The organism is Desulfohalovibrio reitneri, from assembly GCF_000711295.1.
Lineage (GTDB): Bacteria > Desulfobacterota > Desulfovibrionia > Desulfovibrionales > Desulfovibrionaceae > Desulfohalovibrio > Desulfohalovibrio reitneri.
This window is the reverse complement of record NZ_JOMJ01000003.1, coordinates 2358635-2383242: the sequence shown is the minus strand read 5'-3', so window position 1 is coordinate 2383242 and position 24608 is coordinate 2358635. Positions and strand designations below refer to the sequence as shown.

The following is a 24608-nucleotide window of genomic DNA, read 5'->3' as shown; positions in this document are numbered from 1 at the left end:
CGTTACGCGGTCATGGCAAGCGCGGCCGCGACAAAAACCAGCGAGGAAGTATGCGACGCGACAAACTGGAAATCCGTGACCGTGAGATCATTGAGGAACTGCTGCGCGAGGGCGAATACCTGGTCTTGTCTCTCAACGACCCCGGCGCCGCCCCCTACGCCGTGCCCCTGAACTACGCCTACGAGGACGGCCGCATCTACCTGCACTCCGGGCTCAAGGGGCGCAAGGCGGAGCTTTTGCGGGCCGACCCGCGCGTGCGCTTCGTGGTTGTGCCCCGGGCCAGGATCGCCACCGGCCCCACCCCCTGCAAGCACACCGCCCACTTCCACAGCTTGTGCGGCTGCGGCACGGCCCGGCTGCTGGAGGGCGACTCCGAGAAGCGGCGCGGCCTGAGCGTGCTCAGCCGCCGCTTCGCCCCGGACCAGGAACCCGGATTTCCGGACAAGATCGTGGGCAAGACCATGGTTATAGAGATCGAGGTCACGGAGATCACCGGAAAGCGCAACCCGCCTCCTGACGAGAAGGAGTAGACGCGGACGTGCTTCAGGCCCTGCTCTTCTTCCTCAAGGGGGCGGCCGTGGGCGCTGCCATCGCCCTGCCCGCCGGGCCGGTGGGCATGTTCTGCATCCAGCGCTCCATGTCCTCCGGCGCGGTCGTGGGGCTGACCTGCGGCCTGGGCGCGGCCCTGGCCGACGCCTTCTACGGCGCGGTGGCCGCCTTCGGCCTGCGCTTCGTCTCCGCCTTCCTCACCGGGCACGAGCCCTACCTCAAGGCGGCCGGGGGGCTTCTGCTGCTCTTTTTGGCCTGGCGCATGTTCCGCGAGACGGCGGGAACTCCGCGCCTGGAGGTCAGGGGCGGCCGCATGGCCGGGGACATGGCCTCCACCTTCCTCATCACCATGACCAACCCTATGACCATCCTGGCCTTCGCGGTGATATTCGCCGGGCTGGGGCTGGCGGACAACGCGGACTACAGGCTGGCCGCCGCCCTGGTGCTGGGGGTCTTCGCCGGGTCCTGCGCCTGGTGGTTCTCCATCGCCTTCGGCGGGGCCTTTTTGCGGCGGCGGCTGACCCGCCACCTGCCCCGCATCCGCAAGGCGGCCGCCCTGGTCATCGGCGGCTTCGGCCTGGCCGCCCTTGTTTCGCTGGCCGCGGGTGGTATCTAGAGGACAAAGGAGGCGCGCATGTACATTTGCTGTTTTGGCGATTCCCTCACCCTCGGCGTGGGCGACCAGGAGTTTCTGGGCTGGCCAGGGCGGGTTGCCCGCCGCCTGGTCCGCGAGGACATGGACGCGACCTTGTACAACCTGGGCGTGCGCCGCGACTTCACTTGCCGCGTCCGGGATCGCTGGGAACAGGAGACGGACCGCCGCCTGAGCGATTTGCCCGAAGGCGAATCCACCCTGCTGCTCTTCTCCTTCGGCGCGGTGGACGCCCTGCGGGGGGCGGACCCGGACGAGACCCTGCGGGCCGCCGGGGACGTGCTGGGCCTGGCGCGGAAGAAGCACCCCGCCCTGTTCATCAGCCCCCCGCCTGTGCGGGACAAGGCGGCCAACGAGCGCGTGGCCGGTCTTTCCGGAGCGCTGGCGGGGGTCTGCGCGGACCTGGACCTGCCCTGCCTGGACGTGTATACCCCCCTCGCTTCAAGCTTTGAGTACATCAACAGCCTGCGGGCCTCGGACGGCGTCCACCCCACCGGCGACGGCCACGGCCTCATCGCCGACCTCGTCTGGGACTGGAGCGCCTTCAGGGAGCGTCTCGCGGGCTGACCCGGAGACGCGCATGCAACGATCCTTCGCCTCGGACAACACCGCCCCGGTCCATCCCCGCGTCATGCGGGCCCTGGAGGAAGCCAACCAGGGCCGGGCCGCGCCCTACGGCAACGACTCCCTCAGCCAGCGGGCGGCCGAGGCCATGCAAGAGGCCTTCGGGCCCGACGCCCATCCCTTCCTGGTCTTTCTGGGCACCGGGGCCAACGTGCTCTGCCTGGAGTCCCTCATCCGGCCGCACCAATCGGTGCTTTGCGCCACCACGGCCCACATCAACCGCGACGAGTGCGGCGCGCCGCAGCGCTACACCGGCAGCAAGCTGGTCACGGTGGAGGGCAGCGACGGCAAGATCACCCCGGACGAGCTGGCCCCCCACCTGCACTCCCTGGGCTTCGAGCACCACGCCCAGCCCGGCGCGGTCTCCATCACCCAATGCACCGAGCTGGGCACCCTGTACTCGCCCAAGGAAATCCGCGTCCTGGCGGACTTCGCCCACCAGCACGGCATGAAGCTGCACATGGACGGCGCGCGGTTGGCCAACGCCTGCGCCGCCCTGGGCTGTTCCCTCAAGGAGCTGACCGCGGACTGCGGTGTGGACGCCCTGTCCTTCGGCGGCACCAAGAACGGGCTAATGTTCGGCGAGGCCGTGGTGCTCTTCGGCGACGAGGCGGCGCGGGACTTCGTCTACCGCCGCAAGCAGGCCATGCAACTCTACTCCAAGATGCGCTACACCGCTGCCCAGTTCCTGGCCCTGCTCGAGGACGACCTGTGGCTGGAGAACGCCGTCCACGCCAACGCCATGGCCGTGCGGCTGGCCGAGGCGGTGCGGGACGCGCCCGGTGTGGAGATCACCCGGCCGGTGGAGACCAACCACGTCTTCGCCCGCCTGCCCCTGGAGGCCACCCGGAAGCTGCAGGAGGACTGGACCTTCTACCTCTGGGACCCCGAGGACGGCATCGTGCGCTGGATGACCTCCTTCGACACCACCGAGGAAGAAGTGGACAACTTCGCCGAGGCCATCCGCCAGGCGGTGGCGGCGGCCTAAGCTCCCTCGATGCGCTGGCGGTGCTTGCGGTACAGCGCCCGGAACTGGTGGTAAGTCAGGCCCAGCAGTTCGGCCGCCCGGCGCTGGTTGTGGCGCGCCCGGGCCAGCGCCTCGCGCACCAGGGCGACTTGCAGGTCGGCCACCCGCTCCGGCAAGGGCGTTTCAAGGGAAACGGCTTGCGCCTCGACATGCGCCTTCCTTCGCTCCCCGGCTGATTTTCCTGGCCGCTCCGCCTCCCCCGGCCGCTCCTGACGGTAGGGCGAGGCGAAGGGATCCAGGTCCAGGGCGGGAATTTCCCCCTCCCCGGCGTGGGCGAAAACCGCCCGCTCCACCGCGTTCTTCAGTTCCCGCACGTTGCCCGGCCAGGGGTGGTCGGCCATCTGCTCCAGGCAGCGTGGTGAGAAGGCGGGCGGCGCATCCAGCCCAAGCTCCACCGCCATGGAGGCGGCGAAGTGCCCGGCCAGAAGCCCCGCGTCGCCCTCCCGCGCCCGCAGGGGCGGCAGGGTCAGCACGCAGAAGGCCAGACGGTCCAGCAGGTCGAGCTTGAAGCGGCCCTCCTCGGCCAGCCCGGGCAGGTCGGCGTTGGTTGCCCCCACGAGGCGCACGTCCACCCGCGCCTCGGAGCCGCCCACCCGCTCGAACACCCCGTACTCCACCGCCCGCAGCACCTTTTCCTGGGCGGCAAGGGAGAGCGCGCCGATCTCGTCCAGAAAGAGGCTGCCGCCGTGGGCCTGCTCGAACCGGCCCGGACGGCGGCGGCTGCCCGCGCCGGTGTAGGCTCCGGGGTCCGCGCCGAAGAGTTCCGCTTCCAAAAGGCTTTCGGCCAGGGCGGCGCAGTTCACCGTGCGCAGCGGGCCGCCCCAGCGGTGGGAGAGGTAGTGCAGCCGGGCCGCAGCCAGCTCTTTGCCGGTGCCGCGCTCGCCGATGAGCAACACCGGCCGCTCCACCGGGGCCACGCGGGCCAGCTCGTCCAGAAAGGAGAGGAAGGCGTCGGACTCGCCCAGCAGTTCCACCCCGGCGGCCGGGCTGGCGTATTCGGCTTCATTGACCATGATGCGGTCATTCAAACCATGTTTCGGCTTTCCTAGCAACACTCCTTTCCAGCCTCACCGCGCCGCATCCAATCATTCCGGCTTGTTACATTCGCCGCACCGTTTGGCACGGTCCATGCCTTGAAAAAGGCACACAAGGAGGAACGCAATGGGTATTTTTTCCCGCTTCAAGGACATCGTGTCCGCCAACATCTCCCACATGCTGGACCGCGCCGAGGATCCGGAGAAGATGATCCGCCTCATGATCCGCGAGATGGAGGAGACGCTGGTGGAGATAAAGGCCAACACCGCCAAGGCCATGGCCGACCGCGCCACCCTGGCCCGACGGGTGGAGGAGCTTTCCGGCCGCGCCGCCACCTGGGCGGAGCGCGCCAGGCTGGCCGTGGCCAAGGGCCGCGACGACCTGGCCCGCGAGGCCCTGGCCGAGAAGAAGCGGCTGAACCAGCGCCTGGAGGCCGTGCGCGAGGAACTGGACGAGGCCGACGCCCTGGTGGCCCAGGCGCAGGAGGACATCGCCCAGCTGGAGGACAAGCTGCGCACCGCCCGCGAGAAGCGCCGCAGCCTGGGCCAGCGCCACAAGCGGGCCACGGACCGCTCCCGCTGCCGCCGCGAGATGCGCAAGGCCGACTCCTCCCGCGCCGCCGAACGGTTCGAGCGCTACCAGCAGAACATCGAGCGCATGGAGGCGGACGCGGAAATGGCCGCGCCCCCCGCCGGGACCGACCTGGAGGACGCTTTCCGCGAGTTGGAGGACAGCGACGTGGAAGAGGAGTTGACCCGCCTCAAGGACGAGGTTTCCCAACAGGGCTGACCTGGGCTAGGCTCGGGCAAACCCAGGAGAACGCATGCTTCCGGAAATCTTCGTCGAGGAATTCTTCACCACCCTGCGCCTGCTCATCGTCTTCGCCTTTGTCTACGGCCTGGTCCGCCTGGCCAAGGGGCGGCGGAAAAAGCACTCCGGCCCGGACGACGCCGAGACCATGCAGGACCTTTATCACGGCATGGAGCGCATGGAGGAGCGGATAGAGAACCTGGAAACCCTGATGCTGGAGCGGGACTCCCGCTCCGGAAGAACGGAGGAAAACAAGTGAACCAGGAACAGAGCAACGGACTCTACCGCTCCCGCCACGGCCGCTTCCTGGGCGTGCTCAAGGGGCTGGCCGAGTACTTCGGCGTTTCGGCCTTCTGGATGCGGGTCATCTTCGTGGTCATCGCCCTGGCCAGCGGCGTGTGGCCTGCGGTGGGAGCCTACCTTATCGCCGCCCTGCTGCTCAAGCCCGCCCCGGCCGTGCAGCCCCGCGACGAGGGGGAACGGGATTTTTACGACACCTACGCCGCCTCCCCCCGGGCGGCCATGCAGCGCCTCAAGCGCAAGTTCGACTCCCTGGACCGCCGCCTGCGCCGCCTGGAGGACGTTGCCACCTCCCGCGAGTACGACTTCGACCGCCGCCTGAACGGCTCCGGCAGACATTGACCTCCCGGCCCAGAGAGGCAATGAAGGGAGGGAGCCCGCTTCAACCCGGCGCGCCCCCGAGCGCGCCGGGCCGAAACCAGGCCGTCACGGGCGTGGTGTAGAGGGGGGGCCGAGACACCTTCAGGGAGGGGGAAGCACATGGCGCAGACGACCAATATCCTGCTGGAATCCGGCACCAACGAACTGGAGATCGTGGTCTTCTTCATCAATGAACGGACCCCGGACGGCCGCGAGTACTGCGGCTACTACGGCGTCAACGTGGCCAAGGTGCTGGAGATCATCCGGCTGCCCCAGGTCACGGAAATGCCCGGGCAGACCAACGCCTCGGTGCGCGGCTCCTTCAACCTGCGCGGCCGCGTCATCCCCCTGGTGGACCTGGCCCGCTGGCTGGGCAAGACCTGCGACAACACGGAGGACGACAAGGTCATCGTCACCGAGTTCAACTCCATCGTGAACGCCTTCCGCGTTAGCGGCGTGACCCGCATCCACCGCCTTTCCTGGGACGCCATCGAAGCGCCCAACATCCACGTGCAGCGCTTCTCCCAGGAGTCCATCACCGGCGTGGTGCGCCTGGACGAGCGGGTAGTATTCATCCTGGACATGGAGATGATCGTGGGCGAGCTCAACCCCTCCCTGGCCCTGCAGAGCATCGACGAGGAGGAGGACCACGGGGACTCGCGACTCAAGACCCTCATCGCCGACGACTCCGCCACAATCCGCCACATGATGGGCTCGTCGCTGGAAAAGGGCGGCTTCGAAGTCACCCGCACCATCAACGGGCAGAAAGCCTGGGAACAACTTGAGGCCTGGCACCAGGAGGCCGAGGCCGCGAGCCGCCCCATGACCGACTACGTGCAGGTCATCGTCTCGGACATCGAGATGCCCGGCATGGACGGCCACTCCCTGACCCGCCGCATCAAGGAGGACCCGCGCTTCAAGAATCTGCCGGTCATCCTCTTCTCCTCGCTCATCACGGACAAGCTGCGCCACAAAGGCGAGGCCGTGGGTGCGGACGACCAGATTTCCAAGCCGGAGATGCGGGAACTGGCCGCGCGCGCCAGGGTCCTGGCGGACAAGGCCATGGCCAGCGAGCCGACGGCCCAGCCGACCGGCTGAAGGCCCGGCGCGAAAACCGTCCCGGAGGAATCCCAGGGCCGCCCGGGCGGGCTACTCCTTCTTCTTTTCCTCGTTTTCCCGCCACTCGTCCTCGGTTTCCATTTCTTCGATGATTTTCTCCCTGGTCACGGAGGGGTTGTCCCGCTCCTCGCGGTTGAGGCGCACCCCCTCGGGCACGGGTTCCTGTTCCCCGGTCACGGAACGGATGGACTCCCCCTCCTCCTTGCGCAGGGCCTCGTTGACCTCCTTGCGGCGCTCCCTCTCGCGGCGTTCCTCTTCCGTGTACTCGCCTCCGGGCTTGGTGTGCTCGGGCATGGCTGGCTCCCTTTCGCTCGTCTTCCCGGTTTTCAAGTCATCTCCGGCCATGCGCGCGGCCGGGAGGCGAATCCAGAGGAAGGAAGGGGGGCTTTTCGGTGAAGGAGTTGACCCCCCTCGGGCGGGCGGGCTACACCTCGGAAACGAGGAATGCCATGAGTTACATTTCCCTCGCTCCAGGCAACCGGCTCGTTCCGCGCGACCCGCAAGTCACGGCGGCGGAGAACTTCCGCGCCCTGCTGCGGGCGAAACCCGAGGCGCGCACCCTGCCCTCGGACAGCCGCTCCGTGACGGTCAAGGGCAGCCTGACCGACGTCCGCGCCTGAGCCGCTCTTTTTTCCAGGCCCCGCCCGAGCGCGCGGGCCGCCATCCCCAAATCACGCAAGGAGCACGCATGCCCATAACCCCGCAGGAATGCATTCAGCGCGACTGGCAGCGCGTGGCCGAGACCTTCACCCTGGGCTGGGTGGGTCCGCTGTCCACGGTCATGGCCAACTATCCGCCCATCGCCCAGGGCGCCAGCGACATCACGCACCTCTTGCCCGAGGACCTGCCCGCCCTCATTTTCGAAGCGCGGGAGAAGGACGGGCTGTTCGTCATGGCCCTGCCCTTCACCCAGAAGGGCGAGGAGGAGGAAGGCCCCGGCTGCCGCCTCATCGCCTCCGAAGAGATGGAGGACGACACCGCCACCCTGCTGACCACCTTCGCCCAGGCCATCTGGTGCGCCATGCGCGACAAGACCCTGCCCACCCCGCTTGAGGACGAAAGCTTCGAAATGCGCCTCATGGACCTCACCGGGCCGGAGCTGTTCCCCTTCGAGGTGCCGCCCGAGGCCCAGGGGACCACGCAATGAACCGCGAGGGCGCGTCGCACGCGCTGTTCATCCCCGGTGTGCTGCTGGCCGTGGCCGTCGCCCTGTGCGGCTGGTGGGTCTCCGAGTCGGTGGTGGACTTCAAGCGGCTCAACCGCCACGTCACCGTCAAGGGACTGGCCGAGCGGGAGGTCCGAGCGGACCTGGCCATGTGGCCCATCAGCTTCACCGTGGCCGCGGACGAGCTGGCCGAACTGCACGCCGAGCTGCGCGCCTCCCGCGAGGCGATCAAAGGGTACCTGACGGAACAGGGCTTCGACGGTGAGGCTGTCTCCCACGCCGCGCCCGAGATCACGGACACCTCCACCCGGGGCTACCCCCCGGGCAACGAGCCCCCCCACCGCTACCGGGCCAAACAGGTGGTGCTGGTGCGCTCCGGGGACATCACGCGGGTCAAGCAGGCCATGTCCCAGTCCGGCGATCTGGTGGCCAAGGGGGTGGTGCTGGCCCAGGACTACCAGCACCGGCCGCGCTTCGAGTTCACCAGCCTCAACGACATCAAGCCGGACATGATCCGCACGGCCACGGAAAACGCCCGCGAAGCCGCCCGCCAGTTCGCCGAGGACTCCGGCAGCAAGGTCGGCGCCATCCGCAACGCCCGCCAGGGCATCTTCACCATCCGCGACCGCGACCCCTACACCCCGGAAATCAAGGTCGTCCGGGTGGTTTCGACTATCGACTACTATTTGGAAGAGTAGGGCGCGGGCCGCCAAGGACGCTCCCTGGCTTCGTTGCTTCGGGGTGCGCCGGGCGCGGCCGCCAGCAGCGCGGCCACCAGGACCAGCGCGGCGGCGCACAGGCTGCGGTTGCGCATGAATCTTCCCCCTCGGCGTTTCTCTTGCGGGCTGTTTTCGTTTTTCTTTTTTCCGTGTAGCATGCGGCAAGTCAAGGATGAACAAAAGCCGCGCCAGCGCGGGCCATACCAGCAGAGGACGCCATGGCCGACGATTCCACCCCGGTTCCCTCCGGCGCAAGCCCGGCCGGTCCCTCCATGTCCGGTTTCACCACCAGGCGGATGTGGCGGGCGGTCACGGAGCGCGGCGAGTTCAGCGGCTCCCTTGCCTCCGGCATCCAGCGCGACATGGCCGCGTACTTCCGGCTCACCCGGAAATTCGGCCCCGGCGTCACAGAACTGCCCACACGGATCGAAGTGCGGCCGGTCATCGAAAAGGAATCCGGCCGGTTGCTCAACGACCCGGTCTAGACCGGTAGCGTCCCGTCCCCATCATGGACCTCGACGCCCTCTTCACCCCCTCCTCCGTGGCCGTGGTCGGCGCGTCCGCCACACCGGGCAAGATCGGCCACACCATCGTGGCCAACCTGCGCGAGGCGGGGTTCACCGGCGAGGTGTTCCCGGTCAACCCCAAGGGTGGGGAGATTGAGGGGCTGACGGCCTACGCCTCGGTGGGCGAGCTGCCCCGCGCCCCGGACCTGGGCGTGGTGGTTGTGCCGCGCCGCCTGGCCATCGACGCCCTGCGTGAGTTGGGCGAGAGCGGTTGCAAGGCGGCCATCGTCATTACCGCCGGGTTCAAGGAGGTTGGCAAGCGCGGCTACCACCTGGAGGAAGAGCTGATCCAGGTGGCCAGCGAGCACTCCATGGCCATGCTCGGCCCCAACTGCCTGGGGCTCATCAACACGGAAAACGGCCTCAACGCCTCCTTCGCCGCGGCCCGGCCGCCCAAGGGCAACATCGCCTTCTTCTCCCAGTCCGGCGCGCTGTGCGTGGCCATCCTGGACTGGGCCAGGGGCGAGAACATCGGCTTTTCCAAGTTCGTCTCCCTGGGCAACAAGGCGGTCATCTCCGAGACGGACATGCTGGACCACCTGGCCGACGACCCGGCCACGGACGTCATCCTTGGCTACGTGGAGAACATCGGCGACGGCATGCGCTTTCTGGAGACGGCGCAAATGGTGGCCCGGAAGAAACCGATCATCATGATCAAGTCCGGCACCACCACGGCCGGGGCCAAGGCGGCCTCCTCCCACACCGGGGCCATGGCGGGCTCGGACCAGGCGTACGAGACAGCCTTCCGCAAGGCGGGCATCATCCGGGTGCGGTCGGTGGAGCACCTGTTCAACCTGGCCCAGGCCTTCGCCAGCCAGCCCCTGCCCAAGGGGGCGAACCTGACCATCGTCACCAACTCCGGAGGCCCCGGCATCCTGGCCGCGGACGCCGCGGAAAAGGCCGGGCTGAACCTGCCCCGCCCCTCATCCGCCACCCTGGAGAAACTCGGGGAGTTCCTGCCCACCTACGCCTCCCTCTACAACCCCATCGACATCATCGGCGACGCGGACGCAGACCGCTACGAGCGGACCCTTGAGGCCGTGGCCGGGGACGAGTCGGTGCACTCCCTGCTGGTGGTGCTCACGCCCACGGCCTCGGTGGAGATTGAGGAAACGGCCCAAGCCGTGATCGACGTGGCGCGCGAATCCAGCAAGCCGGTGTTCGCCTGCTTCATGGGCAAGGACCGCGTGGCCAAGGGACAGAGAATGCTGGTGGAGGCCGGGGTGCCCTGCTACGCCTTTCCGGAGCCCGCCGTGGAGTCGGTGCGAGCCATGTTTTCCCATTTCCAGCGTATCCAGAAGCCGGAGCCGGTGGGGGTGTGCATCAACCGCGAGACGGAGGACGTGCGGCGGGTCATCGCCGACGCCAGGCGGTGGGGCGTGCACGAGATCGTGGAATTCCAGGCCCAGGACATCCTCAAGGCCTACAACCTGCCCCTGCCCCGCACCATCCTGGCCCGCTCGTCCGACGAGGCGGGCCAGGCCGCGGAGGAGATCGGCCTGCCCGTGGTGGTCAAGATCGCCTCGGCCCAGATCTCCCACAAGTCGGACGTGCAGGGGGTGAAGGCGGGGCTGAAGACGTCGGACGAGGTGCGCGCCGCCTTCCGCGAGATAACCAACCGCGCCCAGCGGCTGCGGCCGGAGGCGTACATCAACGGCTGCCTGGTGCAGGCCATGGCCCCGGAGGACTGCAAGGAGGTTATCGTGGGCTTCACCCGCGACGACCAGTTCGGCCCCTTGCTGCTCTTTGGGCTAGGCGGTATCTATGTGGAAATTCTCAAGGACGTGGCCTTCCGCCTGGCCCCCCTGGGCAAGGACGACGCCCGCGACATCATCCGCGAGGTGAAGGCCTACATGCTGCTGAAAGGGTTCCGGGGCGAACCGCCGGTGAATTTCGAGGCCCTGGAGCACATCATCCTCATCATGTCCCAACTGGCCATGGATTTTCCGGAGATCGTGGAAGCGGAGTTCAACCCCGTGCTGGTCAACGACCGCCAGGCCCTGGTGGCCGACGTGCGGCTCAGCCTCGGTTCGCGGGGATAGACGAAAGAAACAAGACGGGGTATCGCCCCGGTAAGAGCCAAAGCGGAGGACTACATGCCCGGCCTCTACATCGGAGCGACTTCCGGATACTCGGGAAAGAACATGATCGCCCTGGGCATCGGCCTGTGGATGCAGCGCCAGGGACTGAAGATCGGCTACCTCAAGCCCGTTGGCGCCCTGCCCATCGAAAAAGACGGCAAGATGGGGGACGAGGACGCCTTCTTCATGCAGCAGACCCTGGGCCTGGAGCAGGACCCGGAGACGGTCACGCCCGTGCTGGTCACGCAGGACTTCAAGGTCAAGGCCTTCACCGGCGAGTGTGAAGACCTCATGGCCAAAATCCACTCCTCCTACGACACCCTCTCCCAGGGCAAGGACCTCACCCTGGTGGCCGGGTCCGGCTCCATGTACTCGGGCAAGTACTGCAACGTGGACGGCGTCAGCGTGGTCAACGAGCTGAACCTGCCCACCATCGTCATCGACCGCTTCGACAAGGAATTCAAGTACGACTACCTTGCCATCATGCGGGAGACCCTGGGCGACAAGCTGCTGGGCGTCATCCTCAACGACGTGCCTCAGTCCTTCATGGACGAGCTCAACAACCTGCTCATGCCCTTCTTCAAGCGCAGCGGCATCGACGTGCTGGGCGTCATCCCCCGCGATCCCCTGCTGGGAGCCATCAAGGTCTCCGACTTGGCGGACCGGCTGGGCGGCAAGGTCATCTCCGCCCACGGCAAGTCCGACCGCGTGGTGGAAAACTTCCTCATCGGCACCATGCAGGTGGAAAACTTCCTCACCCACTTCAAAAAGCACCGCAACTCAGCGATCATCGTGGGCGGCGACCGCTCCGACGTGCAGCTGGTGGCCCTGGAAGGCGACTGCCCCTGCCTCATCCTGACAGGCAACCTCTACCCCAACGACATCATCCTCACCCGCTCCGAAGTACTGGAAATCCCCATCATCATCGTGCGGGAAGACACCTTCTCCGTGGCTAAGAAAATGGAAGCCCTGCTCTCCCGCCACAAGTTCCGCGACCAGGTGAAAATCAAGCAAGGCACCGACGTGGTCGGCCAGCACGTCAACCTGCCGCTGATTAAAGAACGTCTGGGATTGTAAGAGTCCATCGGCGAAGAATAAAACGCGGGGTCGGCGCGGCTCAAGCCGCGCCGACCCCGCGTCTTTTTTTGGGTTCAGGGGAATGGGAGGTGGCTGGTCGGGTATCCTGCCCCCGGTTTGAAACAGCCTTGATCTAAGTGGTCGGCCCTGAAAAACATCTATGACACTGAAAAGAATTAACAAAGTGTAGCATTCAATGTATCATTCTCGACCAGGAACTGTAGTGATTCTGCAAGAAACCGGTCGCGCCGTCACCGGTTCGGGAGTGATGATGAAGGCCAAGCCAGCCAAAAGCGATCAGGGCAATTTCCTCTACGAGGACCTCATCGATCAGCTCAATCCCAAGGACCCGCTGCTCAAGCTTGCAGCGAACATCCCCTGGGAAAGGTTCGAGCAGGAGTTTTCTAGCCTCTATAGTGAGTATGGTCGTCCAGCAAAGCCCATCAGACTCATGGTCGGGCTCATGATCCTCAAGCAGCTTGAAAATCTGAGCGACGAGCGTGTCATTGAGGCTTGGGTCCGGAACCCCTACTATCAGGCCTTCTGCGGTGAGACGCATTTCCGGTGGAGGCTTCCTTGTGACCCCACGGACTTGGTTTATTTCCGCAAACGCATCGGCGAGGGTGGGGCGCGTTTGATCTTCGAGGTCTCGGTGGGTCTGCACGGCGACGACGCCATGGAGCGGGAGATCGCCGTGGACACCACGGTCCAGGAGAAGAACATCACCTTCCCCACTGACGTGAAGCTTCTGACCAAGGTCATCAAGCGATGCAGGGCCATCGCCGAGTTCGAAGGAATCAGCTTGCGCCGCAGTTTCCGCCGTGAATTGCCAGGCCTCCTGCGCCAGCGATTCAAGAGTCGCAAGATCATCAAACGCATTCGGACCATGGCTGGCGTCCTGATCCGCGAACTTGAGCGCAAACTGCCCAGGGATTCGTTGGCCAGGCACAGGGAAGCTATGCAGCTCTTCCGCCGGGTCCATGACCAGAAACGTACCGACAAGAACAAGATCTACAGCCTGCACGAACCGGACGTGCTTTGCATCGGCAAGGGCAAAGAGCACAAAAAGTACGAGTTCGGACGCAAGGCCTCCATCGCCTGGACCAAGACCACCGGTGTGATCGTAGGAGCCATGTCCTTCAAGGAGAACGTTTTCGACGGTCACACCCTGCCGGATGTTCTGGAGCAAGTTTCGCAAATCACGGAATCCTGCCCCGAGGCGGCCATCTGTGACCGGGGTTACAGGGGGCGCAAAAAAGTCGGTGACACGAGCATTCTGATTCCGGGCCGGCCGAAGAAAAGCGACACGCCCTACCAGAGACGAAAGGCCAGGCAACGTTTTCGCAGACGCGCTGGCATCGAGCCGGTGATCGGACATCTCAAACACGACTTCCGCATGGCCAAAAACTTCCTGAAAGGGGCCCTCGGTGATGCGATCAACCTGCTGATGGCCGCAGCCGCGTTCAACTTCAAGAAGTGGATGCGGGGACTGAAGCACTTTTTGTCTCTTTTCGCCCCTTGGCTCTGCTTCGGAACCTGGAGTCGGGGCAGACTAAAGTACGCCTGATTCAATCTGAAAGGCCTTTTTCAGGACCGACTAAGTGGAAGTCCGTGGCTTCTCAACAGGCAGGAGGTTTGCCATGAAGCGACGGAAGTGGACCCCGGAGCAGAAGACTCGGGTCGTCCTCGAAGGCCTTCGAGGACGACCCGTGGGCGAAGTGTGCGCCGAGTACGCCATCTCGCAGAACCAGTACTACAAGTGGCGCGATCAATTCCTCGCCCAGGCGCACAAAGCGTTTGAGCCCGAGCACGGCGCACAGCGTACGGCCAAGCTTGAGCGCGAGAACATGAAGCTCAAAAGCCTGATCGGCGAGCTGACCATTGAGCTAAAAAAAGCGGGCCGTTCGGATGAAGCGTGGACCATATGCAAAGGTCGCCGAGCGCAACGCCGGCCTCCTGGCCCGCATTCGCGGCATCAAGGCCGACCATCCGTTCCGGGGATACCGTCGGGTCTGGGCGTTTCTGCGCTTCGTGGACGGCGTAGTCGTCGGCAAAAACCGCGTCTACCGGCTCATGAGCGAGCATGACCTCACGGTGAAGCCCAACCTGCGACTCAAGGCAAAACGCAGGCCGACCGGCGTCAAGCCCCGGCCCTCGCGACCCAACGAGTGGTGGGGTATCGACATGACCAAAATCAAGATTGACGGCTACGGCTGGCTGTACGTGGTCATTGTGCTTGACTGGCGCACCAAGAAGGTCGTCGGCCACTACGCCGGCGATCAAGCCAAGGCATGGCATTGGCTCTCGGCGCTCAACGCTGCTGTCGGCAGGCAGTTCCCCGAAGGCGTGCGCGGCGGCGGTCTTCATCTCATGGCCGACAACGGCTGCCAACCGACCTCGACGAGCTTTATGAAGGCTTGCCGCGTCATGGACATCAAACTCGCCTTCACCAGCTACAACAACCCCAAAGGCAACGCCGACACCGAGCGCTTCATGCGCACCATGAAGGAAGAGTTGGTCTGGATCAATGAATGGCGTAGCCCCACGGCCTTTTACCAAGCCTTGGGCTCCTGGATCGAAGAATACAACCAAGGCTACCTGCACTCGGCGCTGGGGTATAAAACCCCGGTGACAACCGAGCAGGAACTGATCAACTCGCGGACTCTCTTAAAAAAGGCTTGCTAAACCGGGGGCAGTACACGGGTTTGGAGTTCAGGGCAGTGGGAGAGGGAGGAAAAACCCTTTAAAAATGGTTTTTCCTCCCTCTCCCACACCCTCACCCTCCTTTTCCGAAAATTTTTATCGCTCGCTTCGCTCGGGGGCGTGGGACAGGCGGGTGGCAGCCGGGGGGACGAGGCCAATTCCCCGCGTTCAACGCATCTGAAGCCAAGCGGCCGGGGCCAAGTTGTCCCGGTTTTAGGAGCCCCACAATCGCCGATTCGCCGGAGTGCTCAATCCCGCGAATACAAATGCAAAATTATTTTGCCGCGGGTCCAGGGCCGCGCAGGCCCTGGTCGCCCGAAGGGCGAAATCTTCCCTCTTCCCTCCAATTCTTCGCTTCCCGCTTTGCCGTCTCCCGTCCTCGTGCTACATGGATGGCAAAGGAGTTTGCCATGTGGAAGCGTATTCTTGCCCTGCTCGCTGTGTTGATGCTGACGTTTTCGATGTTTTCCTTGACGGCCTGCGAGAATGAGGGGCCGATGGAGGAGGCCGGTGAGCAGATTGACGAGGCCGCCGAGGAGGCCGCCGACCAGGCGGAGGAGATGGCGGACGAACTGGAAGAGTCCACTGATCAATAACCCCAGTTAAGGAGGAACGCCGTGTCGAGCGTCGCCGCCATACTCATTCTCATTCTGGACATCTGGGCCATCATCAACGTGCTGGGGTCCCGCTCCACCACCGGAGTGCATAAACTGCTATGGGTCCTGCTGATTCTGCTCCTGCCGCTCATCGGCTTCATCATCTGGCTGCTGGCGGGACCGCGTAGAGCCAGGGCATGAACCCGCTGCCGGGACTGGACTGGAGCGTGGTTCTGGCCCACTTGGTGCGGTTGTTCGTGGCCTACGTGCTGGCCTTGCCGGTGGGCTGGAACCGCGAGCGAAGCAAATACGGCATGGGGTTGCGGACCTTCCCCCTGGTGGCCGTGGCTTCGTGCGGCTTCATGCTCATCGGCATCGACGTGCTGGACAGTACGGAAGCTGAATCACGGGTAGTGCAGGGCATCATCACCGGCATCGGCTTCATCGGCGGCGGGGCCATCCTCAAAAACAAGGGCGAGGGGGTCTCGGGCACGTCCACGGCAGCCGGCATATGGGGCACCGGCGCCATGGGACTGGCTGTGGCCTACGGCCGCCTGGAGATCGCCGTGGTGCTGGCGGCGTTGAACTTCGTCACGCTGTGGTTCCTCGGCTACGTTGAGGAAAGGCTGCACAAGGCTGACTGACGACTCGCCCTCCGCGGGGCCGTCCGGGGAAGGGCAGGCATGGAACACTTCACCCGTTCAGGCAGAGGCTACAGCGCACGGCGGGTTACTCCGCCCGCTCCTCCTCCTGCTCGGCGTAGACCTCCTCGGCGGCTTCCGTGGCGAATTGCGAGGCCTGTGCGGGCATGGCCACGTACGGCCCCTGCTCCTCGGCCGGGGTTCCGGAGTGGTAGACGATGCGCCACAGGGTGTAGAGGCCGATGGCCACGTGCACCAGGGCCAGCCACCAGAAGAAGCCTCCCGGCCCCAAAACATCCATGAGCCAGCCCACCACCGGCGGGCCGAGGATGGAGCCCGCGCCCAGCACCAGCACCAAGCCGGAGCTGGCCGCCACCATCTCCGAGGAATACAGGGAGTCGTTGGTGTAGGCCAGGCACAGCGAGTGAACCGCCAGCGCCAGCCCGCCGAACAGGCCGACCAGCGCCAGCAGCCAGCCCTCGGACCAGCCCGCGGCCCACTGCGCCGCCACGGCCACCCCGGCCGCGGCGAAGGCCACCCCCATGATGACCACCCTCCGGTCGAAGATGTCCGAAAGCATGCCCACCGGGTACTGGAACACAGCCCCGCCCGCGATGAGCACGCCCATGAAGAGCGCCACCTCGGCCACGGAAAGCCCGGCCTGATGGGCGTACACCGCGCCCATGCCGAAAACCGTGCCGTTGGTTATCCCGGCCACGAACGTCCCCACCGTGCCCAGCGGCGAGACCTGAAAAAGCCGCCGCAGGCCCACCGGGTCAACCGCGCCGGATTCGGGCACCGGCGCGGCCGTCAGCAGCATGGGCACCACGGCCAGGGAAATGAGCACCGAAGCCAGTATGAACAGCTCCGCGCCGCCGGGATCCGCCGCGTTGAGCAGGAACTGTCCGCCGCCCATGCCCAGGAAGGTCACCACCATGTAGATGGCCAAAAGCTGCCCCCGGCTGCCGTTCCCCGCCCGGTCGTTCAGCCAGCTCTCGGCCACCACGTACACCCCGGCCAGGCACAGGCCGGTGAGAAACCGCATGACGCCCCAGACCAGCGGCGTGACGAACACCGCGTGCACCAGGATGGACACCGAAGCCACCGAGGCCAGAGCCGCGAACACCCGCACGTGGCCCACGCTCCGCACCGCGCTCGGCGTCCAGCGCGACCCAAGCAGGAACCCGGCGAAGAACCCGGACATGACCAGACCGGTCAAACCGCCGCCGAACCCCTCCTGCGTGGCCCGCACACCCAGCAGACTGCCCTGCAAGCCGTTGCCCAGCATCAACAGGCAAATGCCGAACAACAACACCCACACGCTCCGGGCCGCCACCAGGGCCTGCCGCTTGGAACTCACACCACTCGCCGATTCAGCCATACTCGCTCTCCACTACAAAACATCACCCGGCGACACCCGAACAGCCGCCGAGCCGCCCCACATAAACCCCAGTGAACTGTCTGTCCATGAGGGGAAGGAAGAAGGTGGAGGCGACGGTGGAGGGGAATGGAGGGTGGCTGGCCGGGGCGGACGTTCAGGGCAGTGGGGGAAGAGTGAACTTGATTCTGGCGACAAAAAAAACCCTCTTCCCCAACACCCCAAACTCCTTCAAAAAATTGCTTACCGCTCGCTTCGCTCGGGGCGAGTTACCGGCATGGTGCAGCCGGGGGACTTCAGCCCAATTCCGCGTCCCACGCATCTGTGACCAAGGGCAGGGCGACGTTCTACCGGCTTTGAAAACCCTGCAATGGCGGGTTCGCCGGGGTGCTCCCTTCCCGCGAACAACCACCCCCCTGTCCCGCGACCACACATGCAAACTGAGTTTGCCTCGGGTCCAGGGCCGAGCAGGTCCTGGTCGCCGAAGGCGAAATCTTCCTCTTCCCTCTTCCTTCTTCAATACAGATAGCAGGCCACCCGGTGTCCGGGCCGGGGTTCGGACCAGGGGGGGAACTCCTTGTCGCAGGGTTCGGAGGCGTGGGGGCAGCGGGTGTGGAAGGGGCAGCCGGGCGGGGGTCCAGGGGGCTGGGGGGTTCGCCCTGGAGGGATTCGCGCTGGCGGGGCGCGTCGGGGTCGGGTTTGGGCATGGCGGCCATGAGGACGCGGGTGTAGGGGTGCAGGGGGGAGTTGAAGAGGTCGGCGCGGGGGGCGATTTCCACCAGCCTTCCCAGGTACATGACGGCCACCCGCTGGCAGACGGCCCCGACCACGGAGAGGTCGTGGGAGATGAAGAGGTAGGCCAGTCCGAAGCGTTCCCGCATGTCGCCCAACAGGCGCAGGACCTGGGCCTGGATGGAGACGTCCAGGGCGGAGACGGGTTCGTCGCAGACCACCAGGGCGGGTTCCAGGGCCAGGGCGCGGGCGATGGCCACGCGCTGGCGCTGTCCGCCGGAGAACTGGTGGGGGAAGCGGGAGGCGTGTTCCGGCCGGACGCCCACCAGGCGCAGCAGCTCCAGGGCCTTTTCCTTGCGCTGGGCGCGGCTGCCCAGTCCGTGGATGTCCAGGGGCTCGCGCACGATGGAGCCGATGGGGTGGCGCGGGTTGAGGGAGGAGTACGGATCCTGGAAGATCATCTGCACCTGGCGGTGGAAGGACTTGGGCGGCTTGGCCGGGAGGACGGAGCCCTGGAAGCGGAGCTGGCCGGAGGTGGGCGGCTCCAGGCCCACGGCCAGGCGGCCCAGGGTGGACTTGCCGCAGCCGGACTCGCCCACCAGACCCAGGGATTCGCCGGGCAGGATGTCCAGGCTGACGTGGCGCACGGCGCGGACCAGCCCGCCGCCCTTGCCCAGCCAGCCCTTGCCCGTCTGGTAGTGCTTGCTGGCGTCCTGTATGGAAAGAAGGGGATCGGCCATGGATCTACTCGTGCAGCCAGCAGCGCACCAGACGGCCGGAGCGCTGGAACAGCGGGGGGTCCTGGGGGCACTTGCCGAAGGCGCGGGGGCAACGGGGGCGGAAACGGCAGCCCCCGGGCAGATCCAGCAGGGAGGGCACCATGCCCTCGATGGGGTTGAGGTGGACTCCGCCCTCCTCCACGCGGGGCAGGGATTCCAGCAGGCCGCGCGTGTAGGGGTGCAGGGGGTCGCGGAAAAGGGAGCGCACGTCCGCCTGCTCAACGACTTGTCCGGCGTACATGACAACGGCCCGGTCCGCGGCCTCGGCCACCACGCCCAGGTCGTGGGTGATGAGCATGACCCCGGCCCCTTCCTCCTCGCGCAGGCGCTGGAGAAGGCGCAGGATTTCCGCCTGGATGGTCACGTCCAGGGCGGTGGTGGGCTCGTCCGCCAGCAGGACTTCCGGCCCGCAGGACAGGGCCATGGCGATGACCACCCGCTGGCGCATGCCGCCGGAAAGCTCGTGGGGGTAGGAGCGGGCGCGACGGGCGGGGTTGGGGATGCCCACCATGGCCAGCAGTTCCACGGCCTTTTCCGCGGCCTGTCTCTTGGAGAGGTTCTTGTGCAGGCGCAGGGGCTCGGCGATCTGCTCCCCCACCCGGAATACGGGGTTGAGGGAGGTCATGGGCTCCTGGAAGATCATGGCGATGCGGTTGCCGCGCACGTCGCGCATTTGCCGCGCGGAGAGGGAGCGCAGCTCGGTCTGCCCGAGCTTCACCGAGCCGCCCACCACCCGGCCGGAGGGGCCGGGCACCAGGTCCAGCACGGACAGCGCCACCATGGTCTTGCCGCAGCCGGACTCGCCCACCACGGCCAGGGTCTCGCCGGGGTGGATGTCCAGGCTCACGCCGTCCACGGCCCGCGCCTCGCCCCGGGGGGTGAAGAAGGAGGCACGCAGGTCGGTGACGGAAAGGACGGGAGCGGCCATGGACTGGTTGTAGAGGCTTTGGCCGCACCGGGCAAGGCGGAGGGAAGCGAAAAAAGCCGGATCGAGGCGGGCTTGGGGGTCCTCTACTCACATGGGGATGGCTCCCCTGGCGACTGTGTCGCGTTTGCTGCCTGTTGGCCCCGGCTCCGAAACCTCGATCCGGCTTCTTTCCTAGGGTTCTGATAAGACCACCAAGTGCGGCGTCAAGGTGCGGCAGGCCCCGGTTTTTTCAGCGCAGATGGCCCACGTCCCGCCAGTCCATGCCCAGCAGGCCGCAGGCGGCGCGGTCCACTTCGCGGGCGTCGGTTCCGGCCAGCACCGCGTTGGCTGGCGGGGACAGGGGCGGGCCGCCCAGGTGGGAGGAACGCAGCCCCACCGAGGCGTCCATTATGGAAAGGTCGGGCGGGCGGTGGGCGTAGAGGTCGGCCACCGAGCCCTGCATGCGGCTGTGGAAGCAGGACTTCTTCCAGCCGCCCGCGGCGTAGTGGGACGGCGGACAGACGCCCATCATGTTCTTCACCGCGCCGGTTATCCCGGCCAGGGTGTGCGCCTTGAGCACGGGCAAGGAGACGACGAAGGAGCGGAAGAGGATTTCCGGCAGGTGCATTCGCGGAAAGACCGCGCACTCCGGCCGCTCGGTCTCGGTCAACTCGGCGTGGTTGAGGTCCAGAAGCTCCACGCCCTCGTCCCGGGCAAGCTGGTCGAAGCCCAGGGCGGTGAAGATTTCCGGGGTCTCGCTGGTGGCGTCGCCGCAGCCCTCGCCGATGACGATGGCGGCGTCCGAGCGGGCGCGCATGGCGCGGATGACCGCCCGCACGAACTCCGCCCTGCTGGTCACCGGAAAGGGGGAGGCGTTGATGAGGTTGGGCTTGAGCAGAACCACCTCGGCCCCGGCCAGCCCGGGCACCGGGTCCAGCCCGGCCAGGGCCGCCTCCACGGCAGCCCCGTCGTCGCCGTCGTGTGGAATGTGGATGACGTAGGACATGGCCGCACCCTACGCGTGCCGAGGGGGTCTTGTCCCGCCCTTGCCTTCCCCTCGAGCGGCAGGTAGACAATCAACCCCATGACCAATCTCGATTTCAGCCAGGCGGAAAAGCGCGCCCTGGCCATACTCCAGCGCGACCTGCCGGATTCGGCCACCCCCTTCAGGGATGTGGCCGAGCGGGTGGGGCTGTCCGAGGACGAGGTGCTCGCCCTGGTGCGCCGCCTCAAGGAGGACGGGGTCATCCGGCGTTTTGGCGCCACCCTGCGCCACCAGAAGGCGGGCTACGGCCACAACGCCATGGTGGCCTGGAAGGTGCCGGAAGAACGGGCCGAGGAAGTGGGCAAGACCCTGGCCGCGCGGCCGGAGATATCCCACTGCTACCGCCGCCGCACCGCCGAGGACTGGCCCTATACCCACTATACCATGCTGCACGGCAGAAACCCCGGCGAGTGCCGCGACCTGGCCGCGCGCCTGGCCGCCGAGCTGGGCCTGCCGGATTACGACATTCTGGAAAGCGAACGGGAGCTGAAGAAGACCTCCATGGTCTACTTCGCCCCGGACGACATGGAGGACGCCAATGACCCGATCTGAACAGCTTTTCGCCCGCGCCCAGGAACTCATCCCCGGCGGGGTCAACTCGCCGGTTCGCGCCTGCCGTTCGGTGGGCGCGGAGCCCCTCTTCATCACCGAGGCCAAGGGCGCCACCCTGACCTCGGCCGAGGGCGAGGACTTCGTCGATTTCGTGCTCTCCTGGGGGCCCATGCTGCTGGGCCATCAGCACCCGGCCGTGCAGGAGGCCATTCTCAAGGCCGTGGAGAAGGGGGCCAGCTTCGGCGCGCCCTGCGAGGACGAGATCAACCTGGCCGAGGAGATCGTGGACGCCCTGCCCGGCGTGGAGATGGTGCGCATGGTCAACTCCGGCACCGAGGCCACCATGAGCGCGCTGCGGGTGGCCCGCGCCTTCACCGGCCGCTCCAAAGTGCTGAAGTTCGTCGGCTGCTACCACGGCCACTGCGACTCCTTCCTGGCCAGCGCGGGTTCCGGCGTGGCCACCCTGTCCATCCCCGGCACCCCCGGCGTGCCCGAGGAGATGGTGGCCCAGACCCTGCTGGCGCCGTACAACGACCTGGAAGCGGTCAAGAAGCAGTTCGAGGCCGCGGGCGACGACATCGCGGCCGTGTTCGTGGAGCCGGTAGCCGGGAACATGGGCCTGGTGCCCCCGGGCGAAGGGTTCCTCAAGGGGCTGCGCCAGCTGTGCGACGAGTACGGCGCGCTACTGGTCTTCGACGAGGTCATCACCGGCTTCCGCGTGGCCTACGTGGGCGCGCAGGGCCGCTACTCCGTGACCCCGGACCTGACCTGCATGGGCAAGATCATCGGCGGCGGCATGCCGGTGGGCGCCTACGGCGGCCGGGGCGACGTCATGCAGCGCATCGCGCCCTGCGGCGACGTCTACCAGGCGGGCACCCTGGCCGGTAATCCCGTGGCCATGGCCGCGGGCGTGGCCACCCTGCGCACGCTCAAGGAGCAGGACTACGGCCTGCTGGAATTCCGCACCAAGCAGTTCGCCGAGGCACTGGCCGACATCCTGCGCGGCAAGGGGCTGCCGGTGCGGCTCAACCAGGTGGCCAGCCTCTTCACCCTCTTCTTCACGGAAAACGAGGTCACGGACTTCGACTCCGCCGCCACCGCGGACTCCGACCTCTACGCCCGCTTCTGGGGCGGCATGCGGCGCAAGGGCATCTACCTCGCGCCCAGCGGCTTCGAGTGCGCCTTCACCTCCTTCGCCCACACCGAGGAGGACTTCGAGAAGGCCCTGGACGCCGCCAAGGAGCTTCGCTTCTAGGTGAAAACGGCGGTCTACGCCCTGACCCGGCGGGGGGCGGAGATGGGGCGGCGGCTGGCCGCCGCCCTGTCCGCCGACCTCCACCTGCCCCGGCGGCTGGCCGGGGCGGGGGAGCCGGGGTTCGACTCCCTGCCGGAACTGGTGGCACGGACCTTCCGCGCCTACGACGCCCACATCTTCGTGGCCGCCTGCGGGGTGGCCGTGCGGACCATCGCCCCCCACCTGCGCGACAAGTACTCCGACCCGGCCGTGGTGGCGGTGGACGCCGCCGGGACATTCGCCGTGTCCCTGGTCTCCGGCCACCTGGGCGGGGCCAACGATCTGGCCCGGCGGGCGGCGGAGCTGCTCGGAGCCCAGCCGGTCGTCACCACGGCCACCGACGCCGCCGGAGCACCGGCCGCCGAGATGCTGGCCGTCCGCGCCGGACTGGCCGTGGACGGGCGCGAGGCGGTGGTGCGGACCAATCTGGCCCTGGCCGAGGGCGAGCCGGTGGGGCTGTACGACCCCGAGGGCTGGCTGCCCCTGGAGCCCGGGGAGGAATCCTTTTTCCAGCGCGGCGGCGCGGAGGACGTGGCCGCCATGGAGGCCGGAGTGTGGGTGGAGGCCCGGCTGCGCGGCCTTCCCCCCGGCCACCTGGCCCTGCGCCCGCCGGCCCTGGCGCTGGGCGCGGGCTGCCGCCGGGGCGCGGCCGCGGGTGACATTCTGGAGTTGATCCAGACTGTCCTGTCCGACCTGAACCTTTCCCCCCTGGCCGTGGCCGGACTGGCCTCGGTGGAATTGAAGCGCGACGAGCCTGGATTGCTGGAGGCGGCGGCCAGGCTGGGCCTGGAGCCGGTCTTTTACCCCGCGCCCGCCCTGGCGGCAGTAGACGCGCCCACCCCGTCGGCGCGGGTGGAGGCGGCCACCGGCACGCCCAGCGTGTGCGAGGCGGCCGCCCTGCTGCTGGCGGACGAGCTGGCCGCCGCGCGTTCCCTCAACCAAAACAAGGAGTTGGCGTGTCCCAAGCGCAGCAACACGACGGCCACCGTGGCCGTGGCCCGGCTGTGGGCGAAACGCCCGGCAGGCTGAGCGTGGCCGGGCTGGGGCCCGGCGGCGCGCGCCACCTAACCCCCGAGGTGCGCGACCGGCTGGAGGAGGCCCGGGCCGTGGCCGGGTACACCACCTACCTGGGCCTCATCGACCCCGCCCTGCTGGAAGGCAAGAAAATCATTTCCTCTGGCATGACCCGCGAGGTGAAGCGCTGCGCCGAGGCCATCGAGGCGGCCGCATCCGGACTGGACACGGTGCTGGTTTCCTCTGGCGACCCCGGGGTCTACGGCATGGCCGGGCTGGTGCTGGAGATGCTTGAGGAACGAGGCCTGCTGGAATCCCTGGACTGGGAGGTGCTGCCCGGACTGCCCGCCCTCTCGGCCGCCTCCGCACTGCTGGGCGCGCCGCTCATGCACGATTTCGCCGTCATCAGCCTTTCCGACCTGCTGACCCCCTGGGAGACCATCGAAAAACGGCTGGAGGCCGCGGCGTCCGCCGACTTCGTCCTGGTGCTGTACAACCCGCGCTCCAAAAAACGCCCCCACCTGCTGCGACGCGCCCTGGACATCGCCGGGCGCCATCTCCCCCCCGAAACCCCCGTGGGGCACGTGCGCGCGGCCAGCCGGGAAAAAGAGTCCGTATGGCGGGGAACGCTGGCTACCGTGGACCCCGCCAGGGTTGATATGCTTTCCCTTTTGGTGCTAGGTAACTCCTCTACCAGACTTCTGGGCCGGAAAGGCTCCGACCCGGAAGCCATGGTCACTCCGCGAGGGTACCGCGAGAAGTACGACCTGGCAGGCTCCGAAGGCGACCGCGACAGGCGGGAACCGGCGGACGACGCGCCTTGACAGGGGTTCCGCGGGTACTCTATTGGGGTTTCGTGAAGTAGGGAATATTGTTCGCACCA

General features: G+C 66.8%; 29 protein-coding genes and 2 pseudogenes. 24 read left to right on the top strand and 7 right to left on the bottom strand.

Annotated features, from left to right (window positions below; genetic code table 11):
• Window positions 1-50: 50 nt before the first annotated feature.
• The 4 genes from N911_RS0111875 to N911_RS0111860 are packed head-to-tail and all read left to right on the top strand — an operon-like array spanning window position 51 to window position 2813.
• Window positions 51-530 carry a pyridoxamine 5'-phosphate oxidase family protein gene (locus N911_RS0111875; RefSeq protein ID WP_029897401.1) on the top strand — a complete coding sequence of 160 codons (480 nt, stop codon included), beginning with the start codon at window positions 51-53 and terminating at the stop codon, window positions 528-530.
• A gap of 8 nt (window positions 531-538) precedes the next feature.
• Entirely contained in the window at window positions 539-1165 is a 627-nt protein-coding gene (locus tag N911_RS0111870; RefSeq protein WP_237559951.1) for a LysE family transporter, read from the top strand.
• Between the two features lie 18 nt (window positions 1166-1183).
• On the top strand, window positions 1184-1768 hold the full coding sequence (locus tag N911_RS0111865; protein WP_029897399.1) for a GDSL-type esterase/lipase family protein: 585 nt from the start codon (window positions 1184-1186) through the stop codon (window positions 1766-1768).
• A gap of 13 nt (window positions 1769-1781) precedes the next feature.
• Complete coding sequence (locus N911_RS0111860) at window positions 1782-2813, top strand: threonine aldolase family protein (RefSeq protein ID WP_029897398.1); 1032 nt, start codon at window positions 1782-1784, stop codon at window positions 2811-2813.
• Here the strand turns inward: N911_RS0111860 and N911_RS0111855 are convergent.
• Entirely contained in the window at window positions 2810-3865 is a 1056-nt protein-coding gene (locus N911_RS0111855) for a sigma 54-interacting transcriptional regulator (protein WP_029897397.1), read from the bottom strand. The two genes, N911_RS0111860 and N911_RS0111855, sit on opposite strands and share 4 nt — an antisense overlap.
• Window positions 3866-4013: 148 nt before the next feature.
• On the opposite strand from N911_RS0111855, the gene N911_RS0111850 reads away from it, so the two are divergent.
• From N911_RS0111850 to N911_RS0111835, 4 genes are all read left to right on the top strand, one after another.
• Window positions 4014-4676, top strand: a complete 663-nt coding sequence (locus tag N911_RS0111850) for a PspA/IM30 family protein (RefSeq protein ID WP_029897395.1) — start codon at window positions 4014-4016, stop codon at window positions 4674-4676.
• 34 nt (window positions 4677-4710) lie between these two features.
• A complete protein-coding gene (locus N911_RS0111845) occupies window positions 4711-4956 on the top strand; it encodes a hypothetical protein (RefSeq protein WP_029897393.1) in 246 nt (81 codons plus the stop codon).
• Window positions 4953-5339 carry a PspC domain-containing protein gene (locus tag N911_RS0111840; RefSeq protein WP_029897391.1) on the top strand — a complete coding sequence of 129 codons (387 nt, stop codon included), beginning with the start codon at window positions 4953-4955 and terminating at the stop codon, window positions 5337-5339. Before N911_RS0111845 ends, N911_RS0111840 begins: the two co-directional genes overlap by 4 nt.
• A gap of 138 nt (window positions 5340-5477) precedes the next feature.
• On the top strand, window positions 5478-6455 hold the full coding sequence (locus N911_RS0111835; protein WP_029897390.1) for a chemotaxis protein: 978 nt from the start codon (window positions 5478-5480) through the stop codon (window positions 6453-6455).
• A gap of 51 nt (window positions 6456-6506) precedes the next feature.
• Here the strand turns inward: N911_RS0111835 and N911_RS0111830 are convergent, their stop codons facing one another.
• Window positions 6507-6770 (bottom strand): hypothetical protein, encoded by a 264-nt coding sequence (locus N911_RS0111830; protein WP_029897388.1) that lies wholly within the window; start codon window positions 6768-6770, stop codon window positions 6507-6509.
• Between the two features lie 155 nt (window positions 6771-6925).
• Between N911_RS0111830 and N911_RS18490 the strand changes: the two genes are divergently transcribed.
• The 3 genes from N911_RS18490 to N911_RS0111815 all read left to right on the top strand — a co-directional run bounded on the left by N911_RS18490 (window position 6926) and on the right by N911_RS0111815 (window position 8339).
• Window positions 6926-7096 carry a hypothetical protein gene (locus N911_RS18490; protein WP_161781626.1) on the top strand — a complete coding sequence of 57 codons (171 nt, stop codon included), beginning with the start codon at window positions 6926-6928 and terminating at the stop codon, window positions 7094-7096.
• 68 nt (window positions 7097-7164) lie between these two features.
• Window positions 7165-7623, top strand: coding sequence for a hypothetical protein (locus N911_RS0111820; RefSeq protein ID WP_029897386.1), 459 nt, complete (start codon window positions 7165-7167; stop codon window positions 7621-7623).
• Window positions 7620-8339: an SIMPL domain-containing protein gene (locus N911_RS0111815; protein ID WP_029897384.1), complete on the top strand. Its 720-nt coding sequence runs from the start codon at window positions 7620-7622 to the stop codon at window positions 8337-8339. The genes N911_RS0111820 and N911_RS0111815 overlap by 4 nt, the downstream gene beginning before the upstream one ends.
• On the opposite strand, the gene N911_RS19020 is transcribed toward N911_RS0111815, so the two are convergent.
• Window positions 8324-8455 (bottom strand): hypothetical protein, encoded by a 132-nt coding sequence (locus N911_RS19020; RefSeq protein ID WP_272913353.1) that lies wholly within the window; start codon window positions 8453-8455, stop codon window positions 8324-8326. The two genes, N911_RS0111815 and N911_RS19020, sit on opposite strands and share 16 nt — an antisense overlap.
• Window positions 8456-8578: 123 nt before the next feature.
• Between N911_RS19020 and N911_RS0111810 the strand changes: the two genes are divergently transcribed.
• The 9 genes and pseudogenes from N911_RS0111810 (at window position 8579) to N911_RS0111775 (ending at window position 16027) form a co-directional block, all read left to right on the top strand.
• A complete protein-coding gene (locus N911_RS0111810; RefSeq protein ID WP_029897383.1) occupies window positions 8579-8845 on the top strand; it encodes a hypothetical protein in 267 nt (88 codons plus the stop codon).
• A 23-nt stretch (window positions 8846-8868) separates the two neighbouring features.
• On the top strand, window positions 8869-10968 hold the full coding sequence (gene acs / locus N911_RS0111805) for an acetate--CoA ligase alpha subunit (protein WP_029897381.1): 2100 nt from the start codon (window positions 8869-8871) through the stop codon (window positions 10966-10968).
• Between the two features lie 54 nt (window positions 10969-11022).
• Window positions 11023-12084, top strand: a complete 1062-nt coding sequence (locus N911_RS0111800; RefSeq protein WP_029897379.1) for a phosphotransacetylase family protein — start codon at window positions 11023-11025, stop codon at window positions 12082-12084.
• Between the two features lie 271 nt (window positions 12085-12355).
• Window positions 12356-13651: an IS5 family transposase gene (locus N911_RS0111795; RefSeq protein WP_237559856.1), complete on the top strand. Its 1296-nt coding sequence runs from the start codon at window positions 12356-12358 to the stop codon at window positions 13649-13651.
• A gap of 73 nt (window positions 13652-13724) precedes the next feature.
• Window positions 13725-13937, top strand: a pseudogene (locus tag N911_RS19195) (transposase); the annotation flags it as partial.
• Between the two features lie 55 nt (window positions 13938-13992).
• Entirely contained in the window at window positions 13993-14769 is a 777-nt protein-coding gene (locus N911_RS0111790; protein WP_051694246.1) for an IS3 family transposase, read from the top strand.
• Between the two features lie 428 nt (window positions 14770-15197).
• Window positions 15198-15383, top strand: coding sequence for a hypothetical protein (locus tag N911_RS0111785; RefSeq protein WP_029897375.1), 186 nt, complete (start codon window positions 15198-15200; stop codon window positions 15381-15383).
• A 21-nt stretch (window positions 15384-15404) separates the two neighbouring features.
• Window positions 15405-15584 carry a PLDc N-terminal domain-containing protein gene (locus N911_RS0111780; protein ID WP_029897373.1) on the top strand — a complete coding sequence of 60 codons (180 nt, stop codon included), beginning with the start codon at window positions 15405-15407 and terminating at the stop codon, window positions 15582-15584.
• Entirely contained in the window at window positions 15581-16027 is a 447-nt protein-coding gene (locus N911_RS0111775; RefSeq protein WP_029897371.1) for an MgtC/SapB family protein, read from the top strand. Before N911_RS0111780 ends, N911_RS0111775 begins: the two co-directional genes overlap by 4 nt.
• An 85-nt stretch (window positions 16028-16112) precedes the next feature.
• On the opposite strand, the gene N911_RS0111770 is transcribed toward N911_RS0111775, so the two are convergent.
• The 4 genes and pseudogenes from N911_RS0111770 to N911_RS0111755 all read right to left on the bottom strand — a co-directional run bounded on the left by N911_RS0111770 (window position 16113) and on the right by N911_RS0111755 (window position 20826).
• Window positions 16113-17405 (bottom strand): MFS transporter, encoded by a 1293-nt coding sequence (locus tag N911_RS0111770; protein WP_081859174.1) that lies wholly within the window; start codon window positions 17403-17405, stop codon window positions 16113-16115.
• A 513-nt stretch (window positions 17406-17918) separates the two neighbouring features.
• Window positions 17919-18874 (bottom strand): annotated as a pseudogene (locus N911_RS17000) (ABC transporter ATP-binding protein).
• Window positions 18875-18878: 4 nt separating this feature from the next.
• The gene (locus N911_RS0111760; RefSeq protein WP_029897367.1) at window positions 18879-19841 is read right to left on the bottom strand and encodes an ABC transporter ATP-binding protein; all 963 of its coding nucleotides are present in this window, start codon (window positions 19839-19841) and stop codon (window positions 18879-18881) included.
• A 229-nt stretch (window positions 19842-20070) separates the two neighbouring features.
• Complete coding sequence (locus tag N911_RS0111755; protein ID WP_029897366.1) at window positions 20071-20826, bottom strand: DUF362 domain-containing protein; 756 nt, start codon at window positions 20824-20826, stop codon at window positions 20071-20073.
• A 78-nt stretch (window positions 20827-20904) separates the two neighbouring features.
• On the opposite strand from N911_RS0111755, the gene ahbB reads away from it, so the two are divergent.
• From ahbB to cobJ, 4 genes are read left to right on the top strand one after another with little or no spacing between them, the layout of a single operon-like run.
• A complete protein-coding gene (ahbB, locus tag N911_RS0111750) occupies window positions 20905-21417 on the top strand; it encodes a siroheme decarboxylase subunit beta (protein WP_035104743.1) in 513 nt (170 codons plus the stop codon).
• Window positions 21404-22672 carry a glutamate-1-semialdehyde 2,1-aminomutase gene (gene hemL, locus N911_RS0111745; protein ID WP_029897361.1) on the top strand — a complete coding sequence of 423 codons (1269 nt, stop codon included), beginning with the start codon at window positions 21404-21406 and terminating at the stop codon, window positions 22670-22672. Before ahbB ends, hemL begins: the two co-directional genes overlap by 14 nt.
• Window positions 22673-23740, top strand: coding sequence for a cobalt-precorrin 5A hydrolase (locus N911_RS0111740; protein ID WP_035104739.1), 1068 nt, complete (start codon window positions 22673-22675; stop codon window positions 23738-23740).
• Complete coding sequence (gene cobJ / locus N911_RS0111735; RefSeq protein ID WP_237559950.1) at window positions 23668-24549, top strand: precorrin-3B C(17)-methyltransferase; 882 nt, start codon at window positions 23668-23670, stop codon at window positions 24547-24549. The genes N911_RS0111740 and cobJ overlap by 73 nt, the downstream gene beginning before the upstream one ends.
• The last annotated feature ends 59 nt before the right edge of the window (window positions 24550-24608 follow it).